The sequence below is a fragment of the Achromobacter sp. genome (assembly GCF_036567245.1).
Classification (GTDB): Bacteria; Pseudomonadota; Gammaproteobacteria; order Burkholderiales; family Burkholderiaceae_B; genus Achromobacter.
Genome location: NZ_DATCUY010000138.1, coordinates 1 through 20,178, shown reverse-complemented (window position 1 = coordinate 20,178; position 20,178 = coordinate 1). Strand labels below are relative to the sequence as shown.

Genomic DNA, 20,178 nt, shown 5'->3' with positions numbered 1-20,178 from the left:
CGGCGTCCGGCGCGGCGGCTTGGGCGCCGCGCAGCCGGCCAGGGCGGCGGACAGGCACAGCCCTCCCGCAGTGATCAGAAAGCTCCGGCGTCCGGAGCGACGCGCCGGTCTCTGGCCTTGCGGCGTTTGTTCCATGGTCATCCCTGCTGCCGTCAGAAGCGTTCGTATTCCAGGCGGTAGCGCCATTGTCCGAGGGCCAGTCCCGCCATGGGCAGGCGGCCGATGCGGATGCGCCGCAGGGCCTGCAGGCGCAGTCCGGCCGCGTCGCACACGTATTCGATGAATCCGGGCGCGGGCGTCTTCAAGGCGAAGCGCAGGTGGGTCTCGTTCTGCCAACTGACCTTCATGGGCGTGGCGGCGCGGCCGTCATAGGCCATGCCCCGTTGCAGGCGCGCCAGGTCGGCGGCGCCGAGCTGGCCGGAAACCTGGGCCACGTACTCTTGCTCGACGTAGCGCCCCTCTTCCACCAGCTTGCGCGCCACCGGGTATTCCTGCGTGTAGACGATCAGGCCGCTGGCCGCGCGCTCCAGCGGCGTGACAAGCTTCATGCCGTTGAACATGCGCCTCAAGAAACGTTGCCCGGAGCGGTCGCCAGGCATCAGGTTCTCGGGCACGATCAGGTCGCGCGCGGAGCCGGGCTCGTCGTTGGCGTACAGGCCGGCGGGCTTGTGCAGCAGGACGGTGACGGGCCGCGCGTCTTCCAGGCGCGCGCCGGGCAGGAGGCCGACGGACTGGCCGGGTCCGACGCGAAAGCCCGGTTCCTCGACCGGTTTGCCGTCCACCGTGGCCCATCCGCCTTCTATGTATCGTTCGGCGTCGCCGCGCGAGCACGACAGTTCCTCGGCCAAGCGCTTGGCCAGGCGTACGCTTGCGTTCATCGCGTCACCGCCTGGTGGAGGGAGGCCGCGGGCCAGAAAGGAAAGCCGCCTTGGAGCGGCGTCAGAGGGTGCATCGTCATGAAGTATTGCCGGGGTGTTGCCAGGAAAGCGGGCCATGGGCTCGCGACGTGAGGCAGATGTTACGCCCTTCCCTGGCATGCCGCCCGGCGCGCCCGATTGATCTTCGGGGCCGCCGGCCTTATTAGACCGGCGGGAATCCGGCGCGCTCCGCGGGCGTCTCGGCGGGCTGCGCTTCGGCTGCCAGCGCTGCCGGCGGCGGCACTTCGTCGATCCAGGCCTTGAGCAGCGTGTGGGTTACCGCCAGGATCACCGGGCCGATGAACAGGCCCACGATGCCGAACGCGAACAGCCCGCCCAGCACGCCCACCAGGATCAACAGCAGCGACAGGTTGACGCCGCGCTTGATGAGCAGCGGCCGCAGCAGATTGTCCAGCCCTGCCACCAGCACCGCCCAGACCAGCAGCACCGCGGCCGCCAGCTTCATGTCGTTCTGGAACAGCCAGATCACGCCGCCCAGCATGGGCAGCAATGGCCCCAGCTGCGCCAGGCACAGCATCACCATCAGCGCGGTGAGGATGCCGGCGGCCGGCACGCCCGCGATCCACAAGCCGATGCCCCCCAGCCCGGACTGCACCACGGCGGTCACGACGATGCCCAGCGCCACGGCGCGTATCGCCTGCCCGGCAAGCTTGACCGCCGCCAGGCCGCGCTGGCCGGCGAGCCGGTTGAAGAAGCGCCGCACAAAGTCGACCGCCACTTCGCCCTTGGTATAGAGAATGCCCGCGACGACCACGGTGATCAGCATGTGCATCATGAAGGCGCCGACGATGGCGGCATGCCCGAGCAGCCACGCCGCGGCGCTGGTCAGGTAGGGCTCCAGCTTGGCCAGCAGGCCGCCCGCGCCGGCGTCCGACAGGGTCTGCCATTCCTGCGCGATCTTGGGACCGATCAGCGGAATGCTGTGAACCCAGGCGGGCGGCGCCAGCAGCGCATAGTCGGGCAGGCTCTTGACCGCCGTCATGATCGTGCTGCTGTGTAGCGCCAAAGTCGAGATCACCTCGTACAGCGGCAGCACGATGACGAACAGGAGGATGATCAGCATCGTCATGGTGCCGATCCAGCGCCGCCCGCCGCAATAGCGCTGTATCGCCAGCATGACCGGCCAGGTGGCCACGACGATGGTGGTGGCCCAGACCAGGCCCGGCAGGAACGGGCGCAGGATGTAGAGGCTGCCCGCCATCAGGCCGGCCAGGATCACGATGACGAGGATGATGCGGGCGAGATCGACCGTCTGGCGTGGAAGAGGATTCAACCGCTGCTCCTGGCAGGCCTTGTGGCCCTGGTTGGCGGCGCATCGATGCCGGCGGGGCGTCTGCCGGGTGGATGCATGGGGATGCGCCTGTCGCGAATTTATCCGAAATTCCCGCGGACATACACTGTGGCGGTCCGCAAGCCCTAGGGCCGCCCCGCCCTAGCCCGGCGTCGCGCCCTGGGCGCGGATCAGTGTGTAGGCAATGTAGTACTTGTAGATGTTGCTCACGTACTGCACCGTTTCGCGCCCGATGCGTTCGGCCGCCACCCGCTCGACATTGTCGAACCAGACATTCGGGTCCAGTCCCTTGGCGGCGGCCTCCTTGCGCAGCTGATTGATCCGGCCCGGCCCGGCGTTGTAGGCCGCAAAGGCGAACAGCCCTTTGTTCAGGTCCGTCATGGGCTCCTTCGCGTAGTACTGGTCGATCATGAAGCGGATGTATTTGACGCCGCCGTGGATGTTGTATTCCTCGCGCCGGATATCGCCCACCTGCAGTTCCTTGCCGGTGGCCGGCATGATCTGCATGACGCCGATCGCTCCGACCGAGCTCTTGGCGTCCTGGTCCAGCCGGGACTCCTGGTAGCCCTGCGCCATCATGAGCAGCCAGTCGATGTTGTATTGATCCCCGTACTTGCGGAAGAAGTCCGCCAGCCGGTGGAATTTCTCGATTTCCTCGGGGTCGGTGGCGGCTTTCACCCATTTCACGGACTTCAGGTACTTGGTCAGCTGCTGGTTGCCGAACGACGTGCCGATGCGGTTCTTCTCCATGAAGGGGTTGAGCACCGCCGCCAGCTTGGGGGAGTTCTTGCGGAAGGCGAAGGCGATGTCGTTGCCGCTGTCGATCTCCAGGTTTTCATAGACCCGGATCTGCGGGAATATCTGCTTCCAGAAGTTGGCCAGATAGCGGTCGGCGACGGTGTACCTGACCAGGTCCGCGCTGGCCATCTCCAGGATGTCATCGGTCTCGAAGGTGCCGGGCGCGTCGCGGATGATGGCGGGCTTGAGGCCACGGGACTGTAGGTCCGCGTTCAGCCGCTTGACGCTGTCGTAGTAGCTGCTGACCGGGCTGATGAACATCTCCTGCCCGGCCAGATCGTCCAGAGACTTCAGCTCGGGCGCCCCGGGCGAAGCGACGACGAGTTCCCGCACGCCGGTAGCCAGGGGCGTGGAGAAGTCCACCAGCTTCTGGCGTTCGTCGGTGACCGTCAGGTTGGCCGCGATGATGTCGCCCTTGCCCGCCAGCAGATCCGGAATGAGGCGTTCGCGCGAGGTCGGCAGGAACACCACGTACACGCGGATGTTCTTGGTCTTGAGCTGCTTGTTCAGGTCGTTCTCGAACGCAGTCATCATGTCCGCGATGATGCCGCGCTGGGTGCCGCCCTTGTCCAGGAAATAGAGTGTCTTGTTGTAGGGCACCAGCACCCGGACCTGGCGGCGCTTGACCATGCCGTCGAAATCGCCGGTCCAGGGCTTGACGTTGTAGGCCAACGCCAGCGGGTCGCCTTTGGCCTTCGCTGCCTGGGCGAGCGCCGGGGCCGAGGGTACGAATTGCAGCATTGCGCAGAGCATCAAGGCCAGGAATCGGAACGACATGGCGCCTCCGTGGTGATGGAACCTTGCAGTCGATCGCACCGGCCCCGCCAGCCGCAACGCGGCGGGGCCGGTGCCGCGCTCAGTTGCTGCTTCTGCCTGGGTTCTCAAGCTTCTTCATGGCTTCCTCCACCGCCTTGCGCATGCTCAGCGTATCGGCGCCCTGGCTGGGCGGGAATTCCTGCAGGCTTTTCAGATGCTCGGTCAGGAAGGGCGTGGCGGCCGTGGGCGCCCACAGCTTCTGCGCGACGAACTTGCGGCCGGCGTACTGGAACTCTTCGGAGTCGGGCGTCACCTTCTCCATCGGGTCCATCAGCAGGTTGACGATGTAGGGCACGCTGGGAAAGGACTTTTCGTCGAACCAGTTGCCGTGGTGCTTGACCCCTATGTGCATTTTCCAGGCGTCCACCCGGATGGCCATGAGGTCGGTTTCGTCGTAGTACAGGATTTCCCGGCGCGCGGATTTTTCGGTCTTGCCGGTCCAGTAGTCCAGGTTGTCGTAGCCGTCCAGGTGGACCTTGTAGTCGTTGCCGTTGAGGGCGGCGCCTTTGAGCAGGTCCTGCTTCAGATTGGGCAGTCCCGCGGCCGCGGCCAGCGTCACATAGACGTCTTCGTGGCTCTGCACGCCGTTGAGTTCGCGTCCTGGCGGGATGTGGCCGGGCCAGCTGACCAGCATGGGCACGCGCAGGCCGCCTTCCCAGGTGGTGCCTTTTTCGCCGCGGAACGGCGCGGTGCCGCCATCGGGAAAGAACATGAATTCGTTGCCGTTGTCCGTGCTGTAGATCACGATCGTGTTGTCCGCCACGCCCAAGTCTTTGAGCTTGCGCAGGATGGATCCGACTTGCTCGTCGTGTTCCAGCATCTTGGCGCGCACCACGTCCTCCTCCGCCCTGCCCTCGTCCACCGCCTGTTGCACGTACTTGTTCTGGGGGTGCGACCAGATGTGGATGGCGGTGGAGTTGAACCACAGGAAGAACGGCTTGTTGTCCTTGGCGGCGCGGTCCAGGTATTTCAGGGTTTCATCGGTGACTTCCTGGTCGAAGGTTTCCATGCGCTTGCGCGTCAGCGGGCCGGTGTCCTCGATCTTCTGCTTGCCGACCTTGCCGAACTTCGGGTCGACGGTCTGGTCGTCGGTGTCGGTGGCCCAGGTGTGCAGTACGCCGCGCGGGCCAAACTTCTTCTTGTAGTCGGGATTCTTTTGCCCCGGATAGTCCAGCTGTTCGGGCTCTTCCTCGGCATTCAGGTGGTACAGATTGCCGAACCATTCATCGAAGCCGTGCACCGTGGGCAGGAATTCATTGCGGTCGCCCTGATGATTCTTGCCGAATTGCGCGGTCGCGTAGCCCGCCGACTTCAGCACTTCCGCTATGGTCGGGTCGCTCTTCTGGATGCCGCGGGCGGAGCCGGGTATGCCGATGGTCGTCATGCCGGTGCGTATGGGCAATTGGCCCATGAGGAACGCAGCCCGCCCCGCCGTGCAACTGGGCTGGCCATAGTGGTCCGTGAACAAGGCCCCGTTCCTGGCGATGGAGTCGATATTGGGCGTGCGGCCCATCATGCCGTGGGTATAGGCGCCCACATTCCACATGCCGATATCGTCGCCCCAGATGACGACGATATTGGGTTTTTTTTCGGCAGGTTGCGCGGATGCCGGCAAGCTCACCGCGGCGGCGGCCGCAATAAGCAGCGACAGCGCGCCATTCCTGAACACTGATGATCGTTGCATGGTTGCTCCTTGCTTGGTGTCTACCCTCAGGTAATTCCCACTGATTGGAGCGTCGTCCGGCAAGCAAGGGCGGCATTCCAGCCAGATCTAGTTGCGGCAACTTTCAGCATTCGATGCGGCGGGCGCGAGGCCGGCCATCCGCCAAAGGCGGCGTGTTACGGGGACTACGATAATCCCAAAAACGCGGCTGGTTCCGCGGCAGAAAAGGAGAAATCAGTAACCAGGCGCATCCGTTGCGGCCTGCGCGCAAGCGCCTGCGGCCCGGACGCCCGGGCCGTTCATCTTGCCGACGCGGTGACGCTAGCGCTGGGGATCTGCCGCCGAAGCCTGCCCGGCTGCGGTCTCGTTCCTGGCCAGTGACATCAGGTGGCGGGTCAATTCGCCCAACTGTTCGTCCTTCCCCTTGAGTTGCGCCAAGGACTCGGCCGCGCGCAGCTCCGCGGCTGCGAGCCTGGACGCCAGCGATTCTTCGCGTTCGCGGGCCGCCGCCAAGGCTGCGTTGGCCGCCGCTTGATCGGCTTGCTGCTGCAATTGTTGGGCCTGGATTTCGGCGCGCCCAGCCTGCGTTTCCTGCTCTGCAAGCCGACGTTGGTCCTGTTCCTGCTCCAGTGCCTTGCGGGCCTGCGCCGCCTGCTGCTGACTGGCAGCCTGCGCTTCGTCCAGCCGCGCCTGCAGACGCTTGACGGCGCCGCGCTCGCTGTCCAGCTCGTTCAGCCAGCGGCGCTCGTGGGCGCTGTGGCGGGTCTCCGTCGCTTCGAGCGCCTGGGCATGCTGAGCGCGGATCTTCTCGCTTTCCGCCAGCGCCGCCTGCGTGGCGCTGCGGGCATCTTCCAGTTGCAGCTGGTTCCGCTTTAGCAATTCGTCGCGCTGCCGCAGTTGCTGTTCGGCCGCTTGCAGCCGGTCCTCGGCGGCGGCCAATTGGGAGGTAGCCACCCTGAGTGTTTCCTGCAGATCCTGTTCACGGTTCGCCAGTTGGGCTTCGCGTTGTTGCAGCTGTTCGGCGTCGGACGCCAATTGCTCCCCTTCCCGCGCGAGCTCTTCCCAGCGCCCGCGATGAGCCTGTTCCTGTTGCGCGCGGGCCTCGGCCAAGGCGACTTCCCAGAAGTGCGCCGCTGCCTGCGCCACCGGGTCGGGCGTGGCGGCAGGCGCAGCGAACGCGCCCGGATCCTTGATGCGCGCGCCCAGCGAACGGAACCAGGTCTCCAGATAGGGGCTGACGGTATTGGGCGAACCGCGGCCTATCTTCTGCCGCACCCGCTCGATGGTGGGCCGCGCGCCCTCCAGCAACAAGGCGTCGGCGGCGGTCCAGACGTCAGTTTCGGTAATTCCCGTGGCCATGCGCATGCTCCGTGCCGGATTTGGTATCTGCTGGATAATTACCCACGATAATGGAACCTTATCGTGAGCAATTTAATATTTATGTTAGATATCATACAGCATACATAATAATATGTATGAAATATGAATTTCCGTGCGAATCCGACCATGACACAGCTGAAATTGCAGGCGCCGCTGCCCGCCCTGGACCCGCTCACCCTGGACGCCCAGGCCGACGCCGCGGCAAGCGCCCTGATGCGCGAAGGCAGTTCGGCTAACACGGTTGCCACCTACCGCGCCGCCATCCGCTACTGGAGCGCATGGTTCGAATTGCGCTATTCCCGCCCCTTCGCCCTGCCCTTGCCGGAAGCCGCGGTGATCCAGTTCGTGGTCGACCATGCGCAGCGCACGACCGAACAAGGGCTGAAATGGGAGCTGCCCCTGGCGTTGGACCAGGAGCTGGTGCGGCTCAAGGCCAAAGGCAAGCTGGGCGCGCCCAGTCTCAATACGCTGTTGCAGCGGATATCGGTGCTGTCCAAGGCGCACGAGCTGCACGGCCACCCCAACCCCTGCCGTGCTGCCGCGGTGCGTGAATTGTTATCGAAGACGCGCCGCGCCTATGCCCGGCGCGGCGTGGCGCCGGCCAAAAAGGTGGCCCTGACCCGCGAACCGCTGGAAGCCATGCTGGACACTTGCGACGATTCCCTGCGCGGGGTGCGCGACCGCGCCCTGCTGCTGTTCGCCTGGGCCAGCGGCGGCCGCAGGCGCTCCGAGGTGGTGCGCGCCACGATGGAAAACACGCGTCGCACGGCCGACGGTTTTCTGTTCGCGCTGGCGCATTCCAAGTCCAATCAGGCCGGCGCCGTCCGCGCCAACGACCAGAAGCCGATTGTCGGCGTGGCGGCCCAGGCGCTGGAGGCATGGCTGCGCGCCAGCGGCATCACGCAAGGTCCGCTGTTCCGGCGCGTGCGGCGCGGTGACGTGGTGGGCGAGCCGCTGGCGGCAGCCGCGGTGCGGGACATCGTGCTGGAACGCTGCAAGCTGGCCGGGCTGGAGGGTGAGTTCTCGGCGCACAGCCTGCGTTCCGGATTCGTGACCGAGGCGGGCCGGCGGAACGTGCCGCTGGGCGACACCATGGCCATGACCGGCCATGCCAGCGTGGCTACCGTCATGGGTTACTTCCGCGCCGGGACGGCGGCCGAATCGCCGGCGGCGCGCCTGCTGGACGAGCCGGACGCCCCGCGCAGGTAAAATCGCGCGCACTCGCCGCAATCCGAATCCAGCCTGACACGATCCACATGCGAATCAACCTACGCGGGCTGGTGCTTGCGCTTACCGTATTCAGCGCCCTTGCCGCCACCGCCAACGCCTTGTACGCAAGCTATCGGGTGCAGCGCGAACAACTCATCGCCAACACGCTGGAATCCAACCGGGTCTACGCCGCCAAGCTGGCCGCAAGCGCCGGCACCTTTCTGGATTCGGCCTTGCGGCAGCTGGAATACAGCGCCCGCTACGTGGCGGCGCGCTTCGATTCGCGGGAATTGCTGGCCGTGGAAGTTGAGCGCCTGCGCGAGCAGACCGACAGCTTCAACTCCGTGGGCATCGTGCGCGCCGACGGCATCATGCTGGCCGCCAGCCAGGGCATCCGCAACTTCGAGGGCTCACGGGTCGACAATGCCAGCAGCCGCATGGCGCTGCAAACGCGCAAGCCGCTGATCAGCAAGCCCTATGTGTCCATTGCCGGCAATCTGCTGATCAACGTCTCCCATCCGATTCATTCGGAGAGCGGGGCCTACCTGGGTTATGTCTCAGGCACGATCTATCTGCGCGACGAGGGAGCCCTGCACAATCTGTTGGGCAAGCATCCCTACCAGGACGGCTCCTATCTGTATGTGGTGGACAGCGATGGGCGGCTGATCTATCACCTCGACAGTAAACGCGTGGGCGAGGATGTGAGCGGCAACCCGGTGGTGGCGGCGGTGATGCGGGGCGAGGACGGCGCGCAGCGCCTGGTCAATACGCACGGCGTGGACATGCTGGCGGGATATGCCCACGTGTCGCGCAGCGGCTGGGGCGTGGTCGCGCAGCGTCCCGAGCAAGCCACGCTGGAACCTCTGAATGACCTCATCTGGGCGCTGATCCGCTACGCGGCGCCCTTCGCCCTGCTGTTCCTGCTGGCGATCTGGTGGTGCGCGCGCAAGATCTCGCAGCCCTTGTCGCAGCTGGCGACCAATGTGGAGCATCACGACATGGCGGTGGCGATGCAACGGGTGCGCTCGGTGCAAGCCTGGTACTTCGAGGCCGAACGCCTGAAGCGCGCAGTGATCAGGAGCTACACCAACCTGCAGGACAAGATCGGCAAGCTCAATCAAGCCAGCATCACCGATCCCCTGACCGGGCTGCGCAACCGCCGCGGCACGCTGCAGGCGGTGGAGACGTTGCAGGCAGCCGAAACGCCCTTTGCCGTGATCGCACTGGACATCGACCATTTCAAGCAGGTCAACGATACCTACGGCCACACGGCTGGCGACGAAGTGATTCAGGGCATGGCGCAGCTGATGCGCGACTGTTCGCGCCCGACCGACATACTCTGTCGTAGCGGGGGCGAGGAATTCCTGATTCTGCTGCCCGGTGCTGGGACCAAGGAGGCGGCGGGCATGGCCGAGCGGCTGCGTGGCAGGACGCAGGCGCACCGCCTGAAAGGCGCGCTGGAGATCACCGTGTCGGCCGGCGTGGCGCAATGGCCGGCGGGCAACGCGGACGTCGACATGGTCTTTCAGGCCGCCGATGCCGCGCTGTATGCGGCCAAGCAGCAGGGGCGCAACCGCGTGGTGACGCACACGGTCTGACGCCCCTGCCCGCCGGCCGGCAAACTCAGGACTGATACGGCGCCGGGTCAGGCGTCCTTGTCTTCGGTGGAGTCCGCGTCCACGGGAGCGGCCTTGATATCCGCTTCCTTATTGGTCTCGGGCGCCTTCCAGTCCAGGGGCGGAATCTCGAATTGCCACTTCTTGCCTACGAGTTGATGAGACATGAACGTTCTCCTGTTCAGGGCGCATGGCTTTCCCCCGCACTAAGCGCAATGCATGAGATTCGTGCGTGCCATGGATGCTGTTCCAATGGATGCCATCGGGGCGCGGGGGGCATGCGCGCAGGCAACGCAAACGAAAATGGCGGCCGCAGCCGCCAGCGACTTTCAAACATTCCGGCGTTTGGTTTTGTTATAATTTTGCCGAAAGTTGCTGCATTTTAGCACTATATTGACTGAAAAAGCAATAATGGCGCATGGGCGCCTCAAGCATGGCGGCGGCCAGGCTTTCAATCCTGCGGCCTGACCCACACCCGCTTCAGTTCTGAAGGCGGTGTTGACGCAAATCCCCCCTCATCATGACGCGATCGCCACTGCCCTGCCGCGCGTCGCCTCAATACACTGGGTGTGCCCCTTCCAGAGGAGACCCATCGTGACCCCGACTCCCATCGAAGGCGGCTGCGATTGTGGCGCCGTGCGCTACCGCCTCGCGAGTCCGCCGATGTTCGTGCATTGCTGCCATTGCACCTTGTGCCAGCGCCATTCCGGCACTGCCTTCGCCATGAATGCGGTGATCGAATCCGACCGCGTGCGCAGCCTGCAAGGTGAATTGCGCCGCCATCCCGCCGACCAGACTGCCAATGACGGCGAAACCGTCGTGATCGTGCGTTGCGCCGCTTGCTCGGGATTGCTGTGGAGCCATCACCCGGGCTATGGCGAAACGGTGGCGCTGATCTATGCGGGCACGCTGGATCGCGCCGCCGATTTTCCGCCTGGCGCGCATTGTTTCGTGCGTTCCAAGCATCCATGGGTGGGCATCCCGGATGACGTGCCGGCGGCCGACGGCTTCTACGACATGGACGCCTGCTGGCCCGAGGCTGCCAAGCAGCGCCTGGACGCCGCGCTGGCGGGCAGCCAGCGCAAGCCCTGGGTGCCCAAGGGCTGAAGACGCCGCTGCTCAGTCCTTCTATTCATCGTTGTAGCCGTCTGCGCATTGCGCAAGGCATTGCCTCGCCCGCGGTTCCCGCGTGGCCTAGGGATTTCCCCCGTTTTGGCCGGAAAAAGGCCTGTTTTGCGCATTGCGCGTCCGCCTGAAAGGTGAACGGAAGTTTGGATTCCTAGACTTCCGCGTTCAATCAAAAGTCAGCTTTTGTTCAGAACGTAGTCAGGCAAAAGCACAACAACGGGAGGACTACAGATGCAATCCAAACGCAGCGCCGCGCGGCGCGAGGCCTGGGCGGCGGGCACGATGATCGTGCTCGGCCTGGGCGCCATCGCGCAGGCATCCACCTACAACATCGGCAGCCTTGCGCGCATGGGGCCGGGGATGTTCCCCGCCATTCTCGGCGTGCTGCTGGTCCTGCTGGGCTTGATGATCGCGCGCATGGCCGCGGCTCCCGCGGCCATGGAGGAAGACGCCGAAGACGAGCCGCCGCCAGACTGGCGCGGCTGGGGCTGCATCATCGGCGGACTCATGACCTTCATCCTGGTGGGCAAGTACGGCGGCCTGGTGCCCGCGACCTTTGCGCTGGTCTTCATTTCCGCAATCGGCGACCGCCAGCACACGCCGCGCAGTGCAGCGCTGCTGGCCGTGGCCGTGACCGTGCTGGGCGTGGCCGTATTCTCCTGGGCGCTGCAGCTGCAGTTCCCCCTGTTCCGCTGGGGCTGATCGATGGAAATCCTCAATAACCTGATGCACGGGTTCTCCGTCGCCTTCGCGCTGGACAACCTGATGTGGGCCGCGTTCGGCGTGTTCATGGGCAACCTGATCGGCGTGCTGCCGGGCATGGGCGTGCTCGCCGCGATCTCCATCCTGCTGCCGCTGACCTACACCATGACGCCCACCGCAGCGCTGGTGATGCTGTCGGGCATCTACTACGGCTCGCAATATGGCGGCGGCATTACCTCCATCATGCTGAACCTGCCCGGCACCGCCTCGCACGCGGTGGCCTGCCTGGACGGCAATCCGCTCGCACGCAACGGCAAGGCGGGTTCCGCGCTGTTCATGCTGATGTTCTCCTCGTTCTGCGGCGCGTCGGTGGGCATCCTGGCGATGATCCTGTTCTCGCCCATGCTGGTGGACGTGGCCTTCAAGTTCGGTCCCGCCGAGTACTTCTCCATGATGATGCTGGGCCTGCTGGCAGGCGCGACCCTGGCCAAGGGATCGGCAATCAAAGGCGTGGCGATGGTGGTGGTGGGCCTGCTGCTGGGCGTGGTCGGTACCGACGTCAACACGGGCACGATGCGCTTTCACTTCGGCATTCTTGAACTGTCCGACGGCCTGCAGATCGTGGCGCTGGCCATGGGCCTGTTCGGCGTGGCGGACTTCCTGAAGAACATCAACCGCATCGGCGGCGACGCCAAGGTGACCACCGCCAAGATCAGCATGAAGTCGATGCGGCCCGAGGCCGGCGACATCAGGCAGTCGCGCGGCGCGCTGGTGCGCGGCACGGCGATCGGCGCGGCTTTCGGCATCCTGCCCGGCACCGGCCCGACCATCGCCTCATTCATTTCGTATGCGACGGAAAAGAAGGTGGCGCGCGAACCGCGCCGGTTCGGACGCGGCGCCATCGAGGGCATCGCCGGGCCGGAAGCGGCCACCAGCGCGTCGACGCAGACCAGCTTCATCCCGACCATGAGCCTGGGCATCCCTGGCGACCCGGTGATGGCGTTGATGCTCGGCGCGCTGATCATCCATGGCATCCAGCCGGGACCGCAGATGATGGTCGAGCACGCCGACATGTTCTGGGGGCTGATCGCCAGCTTCTGGGTGGGCAACGTGCTGTTGCTGCTCCTGAACCTGCCGCTGATCGGCATGTGGGTGCGGCTGTTGACCGTGCCATTCCGCTACCTGTTCCCGGCGGCGCTGTTCTTCGTCTGCGTGGGCGTCTACAGCACCAACAACAATCTGTTCGACGTCGCCATGGTGACCTTGTTCGGGGCGGCGGGGTATGCGCTGATCCGCATGCGATTCGAGCCCGCGCCATTGTTGCTGGGCTTCGTGCTCGGCCCCATGGTGGAAGAGAACTTTCGCCGCGCCCTGCTGCTGTCGCGCGGCGATCTGGGGATCTTCGTGACGCGGCCCATCAGCCTGGGCTTCGTGGTGGCTTGCGTGGGGCTGATCGCCTTGCTGGCGGTGTCGGCCATGCGCCAGCGCAAGGGCCGCGAGGCATTGAAGCAGGCAGAGTCTTCGGTGTAGCGGCGCGAGCGCGCAGTTTAAATCGGCCGGCCTCGCGGGGCCGGCCGTTGGCTTGTTCTGGAGCCTGTGCAAGGCTCCATTCAATGAGCACAGACTAGGCGTCAGGCGCGGCCAGCGGCCCGGCGGCGTGGCCGTCGATATGGCCCAGTGTGCGGCCGGGATCGAGACGGTCGCGCACGCGCTGCTTCAGTTCCTTGGCCGAGGGAAAGCCGCCATCGCTCTTGCGGTCCCAGATCAGGTCGCCGTTGTAGGTAACCTGGAAGATCCCGCCGGTGCCAGGCTGCAGCACGACCTCGCCCAGTTCGGTGGAGAACGTCGAAAGGAGTTCCTGGGCCATCCAGCCGGCGCGCAGCAGCCATTGGCACTGCGTGCAGTAATGGATGACGATGCGGGGTCGGAGGGCGGGAGCGTTCATAGGAAGAAGATTCTACGCCGGTTCATGGATAATATCGGGTTTTCCCGGGTCCGCATGGACCCCGAGCCTGCCATGAAGTCTGCATTATCCCCTCGCGGCCAACGCTGGCTGATCGGTCTCCTGATGGGGCTGGTCACGCTTACGCCCATGGGCATCGATATCTATCTGCCCTCCCTGCCCGTCATGGCGCAGGATTACGGCCAGCCCGTCACCGCGCTGCAAGCCAGCATCACCTTGTTCATCTTCGCCGTGGGCGTGGGTCAGATCCTGATCGGCCCGCTGGCCGACCGCTACGGCCGCCGGCCCGTGGCGCTGGGCGGCGCGCTGGCCTATCTGCTGGGCTCGGCGCTGGGCGCCTCGGCGAGTTCGCTGGAAGTGTTCTACGTCGCGCGCGTGATCCAGGGGCTGGGCGCCTGCTCGGCCTCGCTGGTGGCCTTCGCGGCGGTGCGGGATTGCTTCAGCCCTGCGGTAGGCGCGCGCGTCTACAGCTATCTCAACGGCGCGCTGTGCACGGTGCCCGCGCTGGCGCCCATGGTGGGCGGCGCGTTGGCCGTGCACGCGGGCTGGCGCAGCACCTTCGTCTTCATGGTGCTGTTCGCGTTGACGCTGGCGGGCTTTTTGGCCGTCCGCTTCGAGGAGACGCGGGCCAAGCCCGCCAAGCCGCAAGGCGCGCTCTACAGCCTGCGCCGCTACGCGCCGATCGCGGCCAGCGGCCGCTTCCTGTACTTCGCGGCGTTCGGCATGGCCGGCATGGCGATGATCCTGGTGTTCGTTTCCGCCGCGCCGGTGGTGCTGGTGCAGCAACTGGGCTATTCCGAGCTGGGTTTTTCTGCCTGGTTCGGCGGCAATGCGGCGATCAACATCGGCGCCTTTTTCCTCGCGCCGGCCTTCATCTCGCGCTACGGGCGCCACACCATGGTGCGCGTGGGCATGGCCGCCCTGCTCGCTGCCGCCGCCATGCATCTGGCCGCGTGGCTGTGGCTGCCCTTGTCGGCCTGGGTCTTCATGTTGCCGGTGGCCGTGCTGACCGTGGGCTTTTCGCTGGCGCTGGGTTCGGGGCTGAGCCTGGCGCTGGAGCCGTTCGCCGAACGCGCCGGCACCGCGGCCGCGGTGTATGGCCTGTTCCAGATGAGCGGGTCGGCCGTCATCGCCACTGTCTTGCTGGATAGCGGCATGTCGCCGCAAGCGGCCATGGCGCTGATCGGCGCGGCCATCGTCGGGCCGCTGCTATGCCTGTCTCCGGGCATGGCGCGGCGGCTGGCGGCGGGCTGAGGCCAGGCCCCGCGCCGTCGGCCGGCATATCCATCTACTATCCAGGGATAGCCCACCCTGGAGACGACATGAATATCGAAGCAGCGGCGCAGGAGCCGGTCCTGGCACGCCATGCCGCAGGCGGCGTGGTGACGCTGCGCCTGAACCGGCCTGGCCAGTTCAATGCGCTGTCCGAAGCCCTGCTGGCCGCGCTGCAGGCCGAGCTTGATGCTTTGTCGCGCGATGCAAGCGTGCGCTGCGTGGTGCTGGAATCCAGCGGCCGGGCGTTCTGCGCCGGCCACGACCTGCGCGAAATGCGCAGCCAGCCCTCGCTGGATTACTACCGCGACCTGTTCAGGAAATGCAGCGCCGTGATGCAAGGCCTGCAGGCCCTGCCCGTCCCGGTGATCGCCAAAGTGCATGGCATCGCCACCGCCGCCGGTTGCCAGTTGGTGGCCAGCTGCGACCTGGCCGTGGCCGCGGACACGGCCAAGTTCGCGGTGTCCGGCATCAATGTCGGCCTGTTCTGCTCCACGCCCGCGGTCGCCTTGAGCCGCAATGTGTCCGCCAAGCGCGCCTTCGAAATGCTGGTGACTGCACGCTTCATCGACGCCGGCCAGGCCAGGGACTGGGGTTTGATCAATGACGCGGTGCCCGAGGCGCAACTGGACCAGCGCGTGCGCGCGCTGGTGGACGACATCCTGGCCAAGAGCCCCACGGCCATCCGCTACGGCAAGCGCATGTTCTATCAGCAGCGCCAGATGGCGCAGGCCGACGCCTATGACTACGCCGGCGACGTGATGGCCCGCAACATGATGGAAGCCGACGCCTGCGAAGGCATAGACGCCTTCCTGCAAAAGCGCCAGCCGCGCTGGCAGTCCTAGCGCAGTCCGGCGGGGCTGCGCGTGGCCCCGCTATGCCAGCGCCCAGCCGCCGGCGGCGGCCAGCAGCACCACCCACACGGGCGACCAGCGCGCATAGACCAGCAGGCCGAACAGCAGCAAGGCCAGGCCGAAGTCGGCGCGGTCGCGGATGGCGCTGGTCCAGACCGGGTCATACAGGGCCGACAGCAGTATGCCCACGACGCTGGCATTCACGCCCGCAATCAGGTTGCGCACGCCCGGACGGCGCCGCAGGCTTTCCCAGAATGGCAGCGCGGCCGCCACCAGCAAGGCGCCCGGCAGGAAGATGGCCGCCAGCAGCGCGAGTCCGCCGGCCCAGCCCGACAAGGGGCCGGACGACATCGCACCCAGGAAAGCGGCGAAGGCGAATAGTGGCCCCGGCATGGCCTGCGCCGCGCCATAGCCTGCCAGGAAATCGGCGTTGGACACCATGCCGCCCGCCACCGAGGCGGATTCCAGCAGGGGCAGCATCACGTGGCCGCCGCCGAACACCAGGGCGCCCGCGCGGTAGAACCCGGATAGCTGCTGCGCCAGCGGCATGCCGCTGACCGCGGCCCAGGCCGGCAAGCCCGCCAGCAGCAGCACGAACAACGCCAATGCCATGTAGCCGGCGCGGCGCGACACATTCTTTAGCGGCTGCACCGCCAACGCTGGACGCGGCGGCACTTGCAGCGCGGCCATGCCGGCGATCGCGCCCAACAGGATCGCGCTCAATTGCCCCAGCGTGGTCGGCATCAGGATGGTGATGAGCGCCGCCGCCACCGCCAGTCCGGCCCGCTCGCGGTCAGGACAGAGCGAGCGGCCCATGCCCCAGACCGCCTGCGCGATGATGGCCACCGCCGCGATCTTCAGGCCATGGATGGCGCCCGAGGCGGACAGCCAGCCGAATTGCGCCAGCCCCAGCGCGAAGAGGATCAGGGCGATGGCAGTAGGCAGCGTGAACGCCACCCAGGCGGCCGCCATGCCCGCCCAGCCGGCGCGTTTCAAGCCTATCGCCATGCCGACCTGGCTGCTGGCGGGCCCCGGCAGGAATTGACACAGGGCCACCAGGTCGGAATACGCGTAGTCGTCCAGCCAGCGTCTGCGCTCCACGAATTCGCTGCGGAAATACGCCAGGTGCGCGACCGGCCCGCCGAAGGACGTCAGCCCCAGGCGCAGGAAAACCAGGAAGACTTCCAGACAGGAGCCCTGGCCGGGCTGTTCGCGCGTGGGGGTGGCTTGCTTGCTGGCGACGTGTTCGTCTTGGTGGGGAGGCAGCGGCGGCATGGGATTCGGGCTTCATCGGCAGGCGGGGCATGAGGATGCAGCCCCCGCCCCATGCTTATAGCCGGGCGGCGTGACGGATTCAAGCGCCTGAACGGTCCGGGCCATATGGCCGGTTTACCTCGCCCGCCGCAGGCGCTTCAAACAACTTTACAAATACCGTACAAATATCGGCGGACTGCACCGGTCCGGGACCGATAGCATCCCGGGTCGCCATTTCAGGTCCGGATCCCCTCATGCTCAAGTTCGCGATTCGCATCTTCGTGGTCGCCGCGCTGGGTTACGTCGCGGGATCGCAGTTGGTGCAGCGCAGCCTCGAGTATCTGCTGGACCCGCTGAGCGCGGACCTTTCGTACCAGTCGGTCCGGGGGCAGATACATGCGCTGCGCAAGGAACTGGATGGGCTGGCGCCCAGTGCGCGGCCGGATTTCCTGCGCAACGAAATACAGCCGCACTACGGCCTGGGCCTGAAGCTGCTCACGGACGCCGAAGCCAATCCCGCAGCGGCAGAGCGGCAGCAGCTTGCCACCGTCGGCTTCATCATGCGCGACGAATACAACGTCTACGTCGCTCCCCTGCCCGGCGAACCCAGCCAGTGGTTGGAGATAAGCCTGCCGCGCCCGCCGCAGGCCGTTGAGCGATGGATCACGATAGCCGCCTGGGCGGCGCTCAGCCTGATCGTGGGCGGGATCCTGCTGCTGCTCTGGGCCCTGCCCTTGTGGCGCGACCTCGACCGGCTGCGCAACGCCGCGCTACGCATGGGCCAGGGCGAACTGGGCGCGCGGGTGCGGCTGTCGCGCCTGGCCGGCATGCGGCATGTGGGAGAAAGCTTCAACCAGATGGCCGAGCGCATTTCGGCCCTGGTCGAAAACCAGCGCAGCCTGACCAACGCCGTCTCGCATGAATTGCGCACGCCGCTGGCCCGGCTGTCCTTCGAAGTGGCCCTGCTTGGCCAGGACGAACACCTGGCCAAGCGGCACCAGATACTGCGCGACATGCAGGCTGACATCTGCGAACTGGAAACGCTGGTGGCCGAACTGCTGGTCTATGCGCGGCTCGAGCGTCCCACCGACGAGACCGTCAGGCTGGAAACCGTGGACACCTGCGATTGGCTGGGCGAAGCCCTGGCCCAGGTGGCGCACCAAGCCGAAGCGCGCGCCATCCAATGCCATGTGCACCGCGACTACCCGCCGCGCGTGCGGTTGCATCCACGCTACATGAGCCGGGCCTTGCTGAACCTGGTGCAGAACGCGGTGCGCTATGCCAGCCGCCACGTAGAAGTGAGGCTCAGGCAATGTCCGTTGGGGGGATTCGAACTCATTGTCGACGACGACGGCGGCGGCATTGCGCCGGCCGACCGCGCGCGGGTGTTCGAGCCTTTCATCCGGCTGGATGACAGCCGTGATCGGGGCACTGGCGGCGCCGGCCTGGGCCTGGCCATCGTCTGGCGGGTGGCGGCCAGCCACGGCGGCGGCATCGAAATCCACGACAGTCCCCTGGGCGGCGCCCGCTTCGTGCTGCGCTGGCCGGCCTGAGCGTTGTCGCTGCGCGGCCGCGCTCATGGCCCAGACGAAAACTCTATTTATGGCACTACTGATCTGGGCCAAGTTGAGTCATCCTGTTGCCACGAGATTCCGCTCGACCACACGTATCGAAAAGGCAGCAACATGACGCAGCGTTTGAATTATTTCCAGGTGTCCGAAGAACAGTCCAGGAAGTACCTGGAATTCAGCATGTCGCTGAAAAAGACCCCCATCGTCCGGGAGGTCGGCGAACTGGTGGATATCCGGGCTTCGCAGATCAACGGCTGCGGCTTCTGCCTGGACATGCACATCAAGCAGGCCAGGATCGCCGGCGAGCGCGAGCTGCGCCTGCACCACGTCGCCATCTGGCGTGAGTCCACCCTGTTCTCGCCGCGCGAGCGCGCCGCGCTGGCCTGGACCGAGGCCATCACCACCCTGTCCGCGCTGGGCGTGTCGGACGCGGTCTATGAAGAGGCGCGCGCGCAGTTGTCGGAGCAGGAAATTTCCGACCTGACGCTGCTGCTGGTCGGCATCAACGGCTGGAACCGGCTGAACGTGGCCTTTCGCACCGTGCCGGGCTCGGCCGATGCGGCATACGGCCTGGACAAGGCCGGCCTGAACTAGGACTGCATCAACTTCAGGATCCGCAGGCCCAGCTCATGGGCCTGCGCCTGCGTGGCGATATTGGTGAAGCTGAGCAGCAGCGCCGATTGCCGCTGCGGCTCGGCGCACCAGCGCGACAGCGCGCCCGCGTACATGCCCTGTTCTTCCATCCGTCCGGCCAACGCCATGTCGCTCCGGCCATCGTCCAGGCGCGCCACCAGATGCATGCCGCCTGGCTGCGGCTCTATCCGCAGACGTTGCCCCAGCGCCGCGTTCAGGCCCGCCACGGTCGCAGCCCGACGTTCCGCGTACAGCTTGCGCATGCGCTGGATGTGGCGGCCGAAATGCCCCTCGGCCATGAAGGCGCTCAGGATGGCCTGCGTCAAGCCGGGCGCCGCGCCCGCCTGCAGCCGCGCAGATTGCGCAAAACGGCCGGCCAACGGCTCTGGCACTACCAGGTAGGCCAGCCGCAGTCCGGGAAACAGCACCTTGCTGAAGGTGCCGGCATACAGCACCCGCCCCTGCGTATCCAGGCTCTTGAGCGCCGGCAGCGGGCGGCCGACATAGCGGTACTCGCCGTCATAATCGTCTTCCACGATCCAGGCCTCGCGGCGTTCGGCCCAGTCCAGCAGCGCCTGCCGCCGCGGCAACGACAGCGACATGCTCAAGGGGCTTTGATGGGCCGGCGTCACCACCGCGCCGCGCGCCTGCCCCGCCCGCTCGATGCCGGCGCTGACCATGAGTCCGTCCTGGTCCACCGGCACGGGCACCGGTTCCAGCCGCGCCTGCTCCAGCAGCGCGCGGGTCGGTGGATAGCCCGGATCTTCCATCCAGACCCGGTCGCCGGGCTCGAACAGCGTCTGCAGGATCAGCCCCATTGTGCTGTTGTAGCCCGAGGTGATGAACACCTGCGAAGGCTGGCAATGGATACCGCGCGCCACTTGCAGATAGGCGGCCGTCGCGCTGCGCAGGGCCGCCAGGCCGCCGCTGGGGGGATAGGCCAGATCTCCGGCCTGCAAGCCGCGCAGTTGCCGGGCGCCCAACCGGGCCCAGAGCTTGCGTGGAACTTCGTCCAGCGCCGGCAAGCCCATCTGGAACGGCCGCAGGCCCGATGGCTCGCGCCAGCCCGGGCCGTCGCCGGGAGCCTCTG

The 20,178-nt window shown here is 66.2% G+C and carries 18 protein-coding genes; 9 read left to right on the top strand and 9 right to left on the bottom strand.

Features of this window, described 5'->3' with window-relative positions; translation table 11 throughout:
- Positions 1 to 152: 152 nt before the first annotated feature.
- The 5 genes from VIR09_RS06140 to VIR09_RS06120 form a co-directional block, all read right to left on the bottom strand.
- The gene (locus VIR09_RS06140) at positions 153 to 878 is read right to left on the bottom strand and encodes an RNA pseudouridine synthase (protein ID WP_332012068.1); all 726 of its coding nucleotides are present in this window, start codon (positions 876 to 878) and stop codon (positions 153 to 155) included.
- Between the two features lie 202 nt (positions 879 to 1,080).
- A complete protein-coding gene (gene ydiK, locus VIR09_RS06135) occupies positions 1,081 to 2,211 on the bottom strand; it encodes an AI-2E family transporter YdiK (protein ID WP_332012067.1) in 1,131 nt (376 codons plus the stop codon).
- A gap of 159 nt (positions 2,212 to 2,370) precedes the next feature.
- Positions 2,371 to 3,804, bottom strand: a complete 1,434-nt coding sequence (locus VIR09_RS06130) for a lytic transglycosylase F (protein ID WP_332012066.1) — start codon at positions 3,802 to 3,804, stop codon at positions 2,371 to 2,373.
- A 79-nt stretch (positions 3,805 to 3,883) separates the two neighbouring features.
- Entirely contained in the window at positions 3,884 to 5,527 is a 1,644-nt protein-coding gene (locus VIR09_RS06125) for an arylsulfatase (protein ID WP_332012065.1), read from the bottom strand.
- Positions 5,528 to 5,827: 300 nt separating this feature from the next.
- Positions 5,828 to 6,865 carry a DNA-binding protein gene (locus tag VIR09_RS06120; RefSeq protein WP_332012064.1) on the bottom strand — a complete coding sequence of 346 codons (1,038 nt, stop codon included), beginning with the start codon at positions 6,863 to 6,865 and terminating at the stop codon, positions 5,828 to 5,830.
- 147 nt (positions 6,866 to 7,012) lie between these two features.
- On the opposite strand from VIR09_RS06120, the gene VIR09_RS06115 reads away from it, so the two are divergent.
- Together VIR09_RS06115 and VIR09_RS06110 are read left to right on the top strand one after the other, a co-directional pair.
- Positions 7,013 to 8,095, top strand: a complete 1,083-nt coding sequence (locus VIR09_RS06115) for a site-specific integrase (RefSeq protein WP_332012063.1) — start codon at positions 7,013 to 7,015, stop codon at positions 8,093 to 8,095.
- Between the two features lie 47 nt (positions 8,096 to 8,142).
- Entirely contained in the window at positions 8,143 to 9,693 is a 1,551-nt protein-coding gene (locus VIR09_RS06110; protein WP_332012062.1) for a sensor domain-containing diguanylate cyclase, read from the top strand.
- A 47-nt stretch (positions 9,694 to 9,740) separates the two neighbouring features.
- Here the strand turns inward: VIR09_RS06110 and VIR09_RS06105 are convergent, their stop codons facing one another.
- Positions 9,741 to 9,878 carry a hypothetical protein gene (locus VIR09_RS06105; RefSeq protein ID WP_332012061.1) on the bottom strand — a complete coding sequence of 46 codons (138 nt, stop codon included), beginning with the start codon at positions 9,876 to 9,878 and terminating at the stop codon, positions 9,741 to 9,743.
- A 427-nt stretch (positions 9,879 to 10,305) separates the two neighbouring features.
- On the opposite strand from VIR09_RS06105, the gene VIR09_RS06100 reads away from it, so the two are divergent.
- From VIR09_RS06100 to VIR09_RS06090, 3 genes are all read left to right on the top strand, one after another.
- A complete protein-coding gene (locus VIR09_RS06100; RefSeq protein ID WP_332012060.1) occupies positions 10,306 to 10,818 on the top strand; it encodes a GFA family protein in 513 nt (170 codons plus the stop codon).
- A gap of 252 nt (positions 10,819 to 11,070) precedes the next feature.
- Entirely contained in the window at positions 11,071 to 11,541 is a 471-nt protein-coding gene (locus VIR09_RS06095; RefSeq protein WP_332012059.1) for a tripartite tricarboxylate transporter TctB family protein, read from the top strand.
- A gap of 3 nt (positions 11,542 to 11,544) precedes the next feature.
- Entirely contained in the window at positions 11,545 to 13,071 is a 1,527-nt protein-coding gene (locus VIR09_RS06090) for a tripartite tricarboxylate transporter permease (RefSeq protein ID WP_332012058.1), read from the top strand.
- A gap of 94 nt (positions 13,072 to 13,165) precedes the next feature.
- On the opposite strand, the gene VIR09_RS06085 is transcribed toward VIR09_RS06090, so the two are convergent.
- On the bottom strand, positions 13,166 to 13,486 hold the full coding sequence (locus VIR09_RS06085) for a SelT/SelW/SelH family protein (RefSeq protein ID WP_332012057.1): 321 nt from the start codon (positions 13,484 to 13,486) through the stop codon (positions 13,166 to 13,168).
- A gap of 72 nt (positions 13,487 to 13,558) precedes the next feature.
- Between VIR09_RS06085 and VIR09_RS06080 the strand changes: the two genes are divergently transcribed.
- Together VIR09_RS06080 and VIR09_RS06075 are read left to right on the top strand one after the other, a co-directional pair.
- Positions 13,559 to 14,758, top strand: a complete 1,200-nt coding sequence (locus VIR09_RS06080; protein WP_332012056.1) for a multidrug effflux MFS transporter — start codon at positions 13,559 to 13,561, stop codon at positions 14,756 to 14,758.
- Positions 14,759 to 14,826: 68 nt separating this feature from the next.
- Positions 14,827 to 15,621, top strand: coding sequence for an enoyl-CoA hydratase (locus VIR09_RS06075; protein ID WP_332012055.1), 795 nt, complete (start codon positions 14,827 to 14,829; stop codon positions 15,619 to 15,621).
- A 30-nt stretch (positions 15,622 to 15,651) separates the two neighbouring features.
- Here VIR09_RS06075 and chrA read toward each other — a convergent pair whose 3' ends face one another.
- Positions 15,652 to 16,905: a chromate efflux transporter gene (chrA, locus tag VIR09_RS06070; RefSeq protein WP_332012054.1), complete on the bottom strand. Its 1,254-nt coding sequence runs from the start codon at positions 16,903 to 16,905 to the stop codon at positions 15,652 to 15,654.
- A 233-nt stretch (positions 16,906 to 17,138) separates the two neighbouring features.
- Between chrA and VIR09_RS06065 the strand changes: the two genes are divergently transcribed.
- Together VIR09_RS06065 and VIR09_RS06060 are read left to right on the top strand one after the other, a co-directional pair.
- Complete coding sequence (locus VIR09_RS06065) at positions 17,139 to 18,437, top strand: ATP-binding protein (RefSeq protein ID WP_332012053.1); 1,299 nt, start codon at positions 17,139 to 17,141, stop codon at positions 18,435 to 18,437.
- 132 nt (positions 18,438 to 18,569) lie between these two features.
- Positions 18,570 to 19,049, top strand: a complete 480-nt coding sequence (locus VIR09_RS06060; protein ID WP_332012052.1) for a carboxymuconolactone decarboxylase family protein — start codon at positions 18,570 to 18,572, stop codon at positions 19,047 to 19,049.
- On the opposite strand, the gene VIR09_RS06055 is transcribed toward VIR09_RS06060, so the two are convergent.
- On the bottom strand, positions 19,046 to 20,178 hold a 1,133-nt coding region (locus VIR09_RS06055), incomplete at its 5' end, for a PLP-dependent aminotransferase family protein (protein WP_332012051.1). The genes VIR09_RS06060 and VIR09_RS06055 overlap by 4 nt on opposite strands.

Excerpts from the sequence above, each read along its gene's own strand:
- VIR09_RS06140 (WP_332012068.1), bottom strand. The coding sequence starts at position 878 with ATGAACGCAAGCGTACGCCTGGCCAAGCGCTTGGCCGAGGAACTGTCG.
- VIR09_RS06130 (WP_332012066.1), bottom strand. The coding sequence starts at position 3,804 with ATGTCGTTCCGATTCCTGGCCTTGATGCTCTGCGCAATGCTGCAATTC.
- VIR09_RS06125 (WP_332012065.1), bottom strand. The coding sequence starts at position 5,527 with ATGCAACGATCATCAGTGTTCAGGAATGGCGCGCTGTCGCTGCTTATT.
- VIR09_RS06120 (WP_332012064.1), bottom strand. The coding sequence starts at position 6,865 with ATGGCCACGGGAATTACCGAAACTGACGTCTGGACCGCCGCCGACGCC.
- VIR09_RS06115 (WP_332012063.1), top strand. The coding sequence starts at position 7,013 with ATGACACAGCTGAAATTGCAGGCGCCGCTGCCCGCCCTGGACCCGCTC.
- VIR09_RS06110 (WP_332012062.1), top strand. The coding sequence starts at position 8,143 with ATGCGAATCAACCTACGCGGGCTGGTGCTTGCGCTTACCGTATTCAGC.
- VIR09_RS06105 (WP_332012061.1), bottom strand. The coding sequence starts at position 9,878 with ATGTCTCATCAACTCGTAGGCAAGAAGTGGCAATTCGAGATTCCGCCC.
- VIR09_RS06095 (WP_332012059.1), top strand. The coding sequence starts at position 11,071 with ATGCAATCCAAACGCAGCGCCGCGCGGCGCGAGGCCTGGGCGGCGGGC.
- VIR09_RS06090 (WP_332012058.1), top strand. The coding sequence starts at position 11,545 with ATGGAAATCCTCAATAACCTGATGCACGGGTTCTCCGTCGCCTTCGCG.
- VIR09_RS06085 (WP_332012057.1), bottom strand. The coding sequence starts at position 13,486 with ATGAACGCTCCCGCCCTCCGACCCCGCATCGTCATCCATTACTGCACG.
- VIR09_RS06080 (WP_332012056.1), top strand. The coding sequence starts at position 13,559 with ATGAAGTCTGCATTATCCCCTCGCGGCCAACGCTGGCTGATCGGTCTC.
- VIR09_RS06075 (WP_332012055.1), top strand. The coding sequence starts at position 14,827 with ATGAATATCGAAGCAGCGGCGCAGGAGCCGGTCCTGGCACGCCATGCC.
- chrA (WP_332012054.1), bottom strand. The coding sequence starts at position 16,905 with ATGCCGCCGCTGCCTCCCCACCAAGACGAACACGTCGCCAGCAAGCAA.
- VIR09_RS06065 (WP_332012053.1), top strand. The coding sequence starts at position 17,139 with ATGCTCAAGTTCGCGATTCGCATCTTCGTGGTCGCCGCGCTGGGTTAC.
- VIR09_RS06060 (WP_332012052.1), top strand. The coding sequence starts at position 18,570 with ATGACGCAGCGTTTGAATTATTTCCAGGTGTCCGAAGAACAGTCCAGG.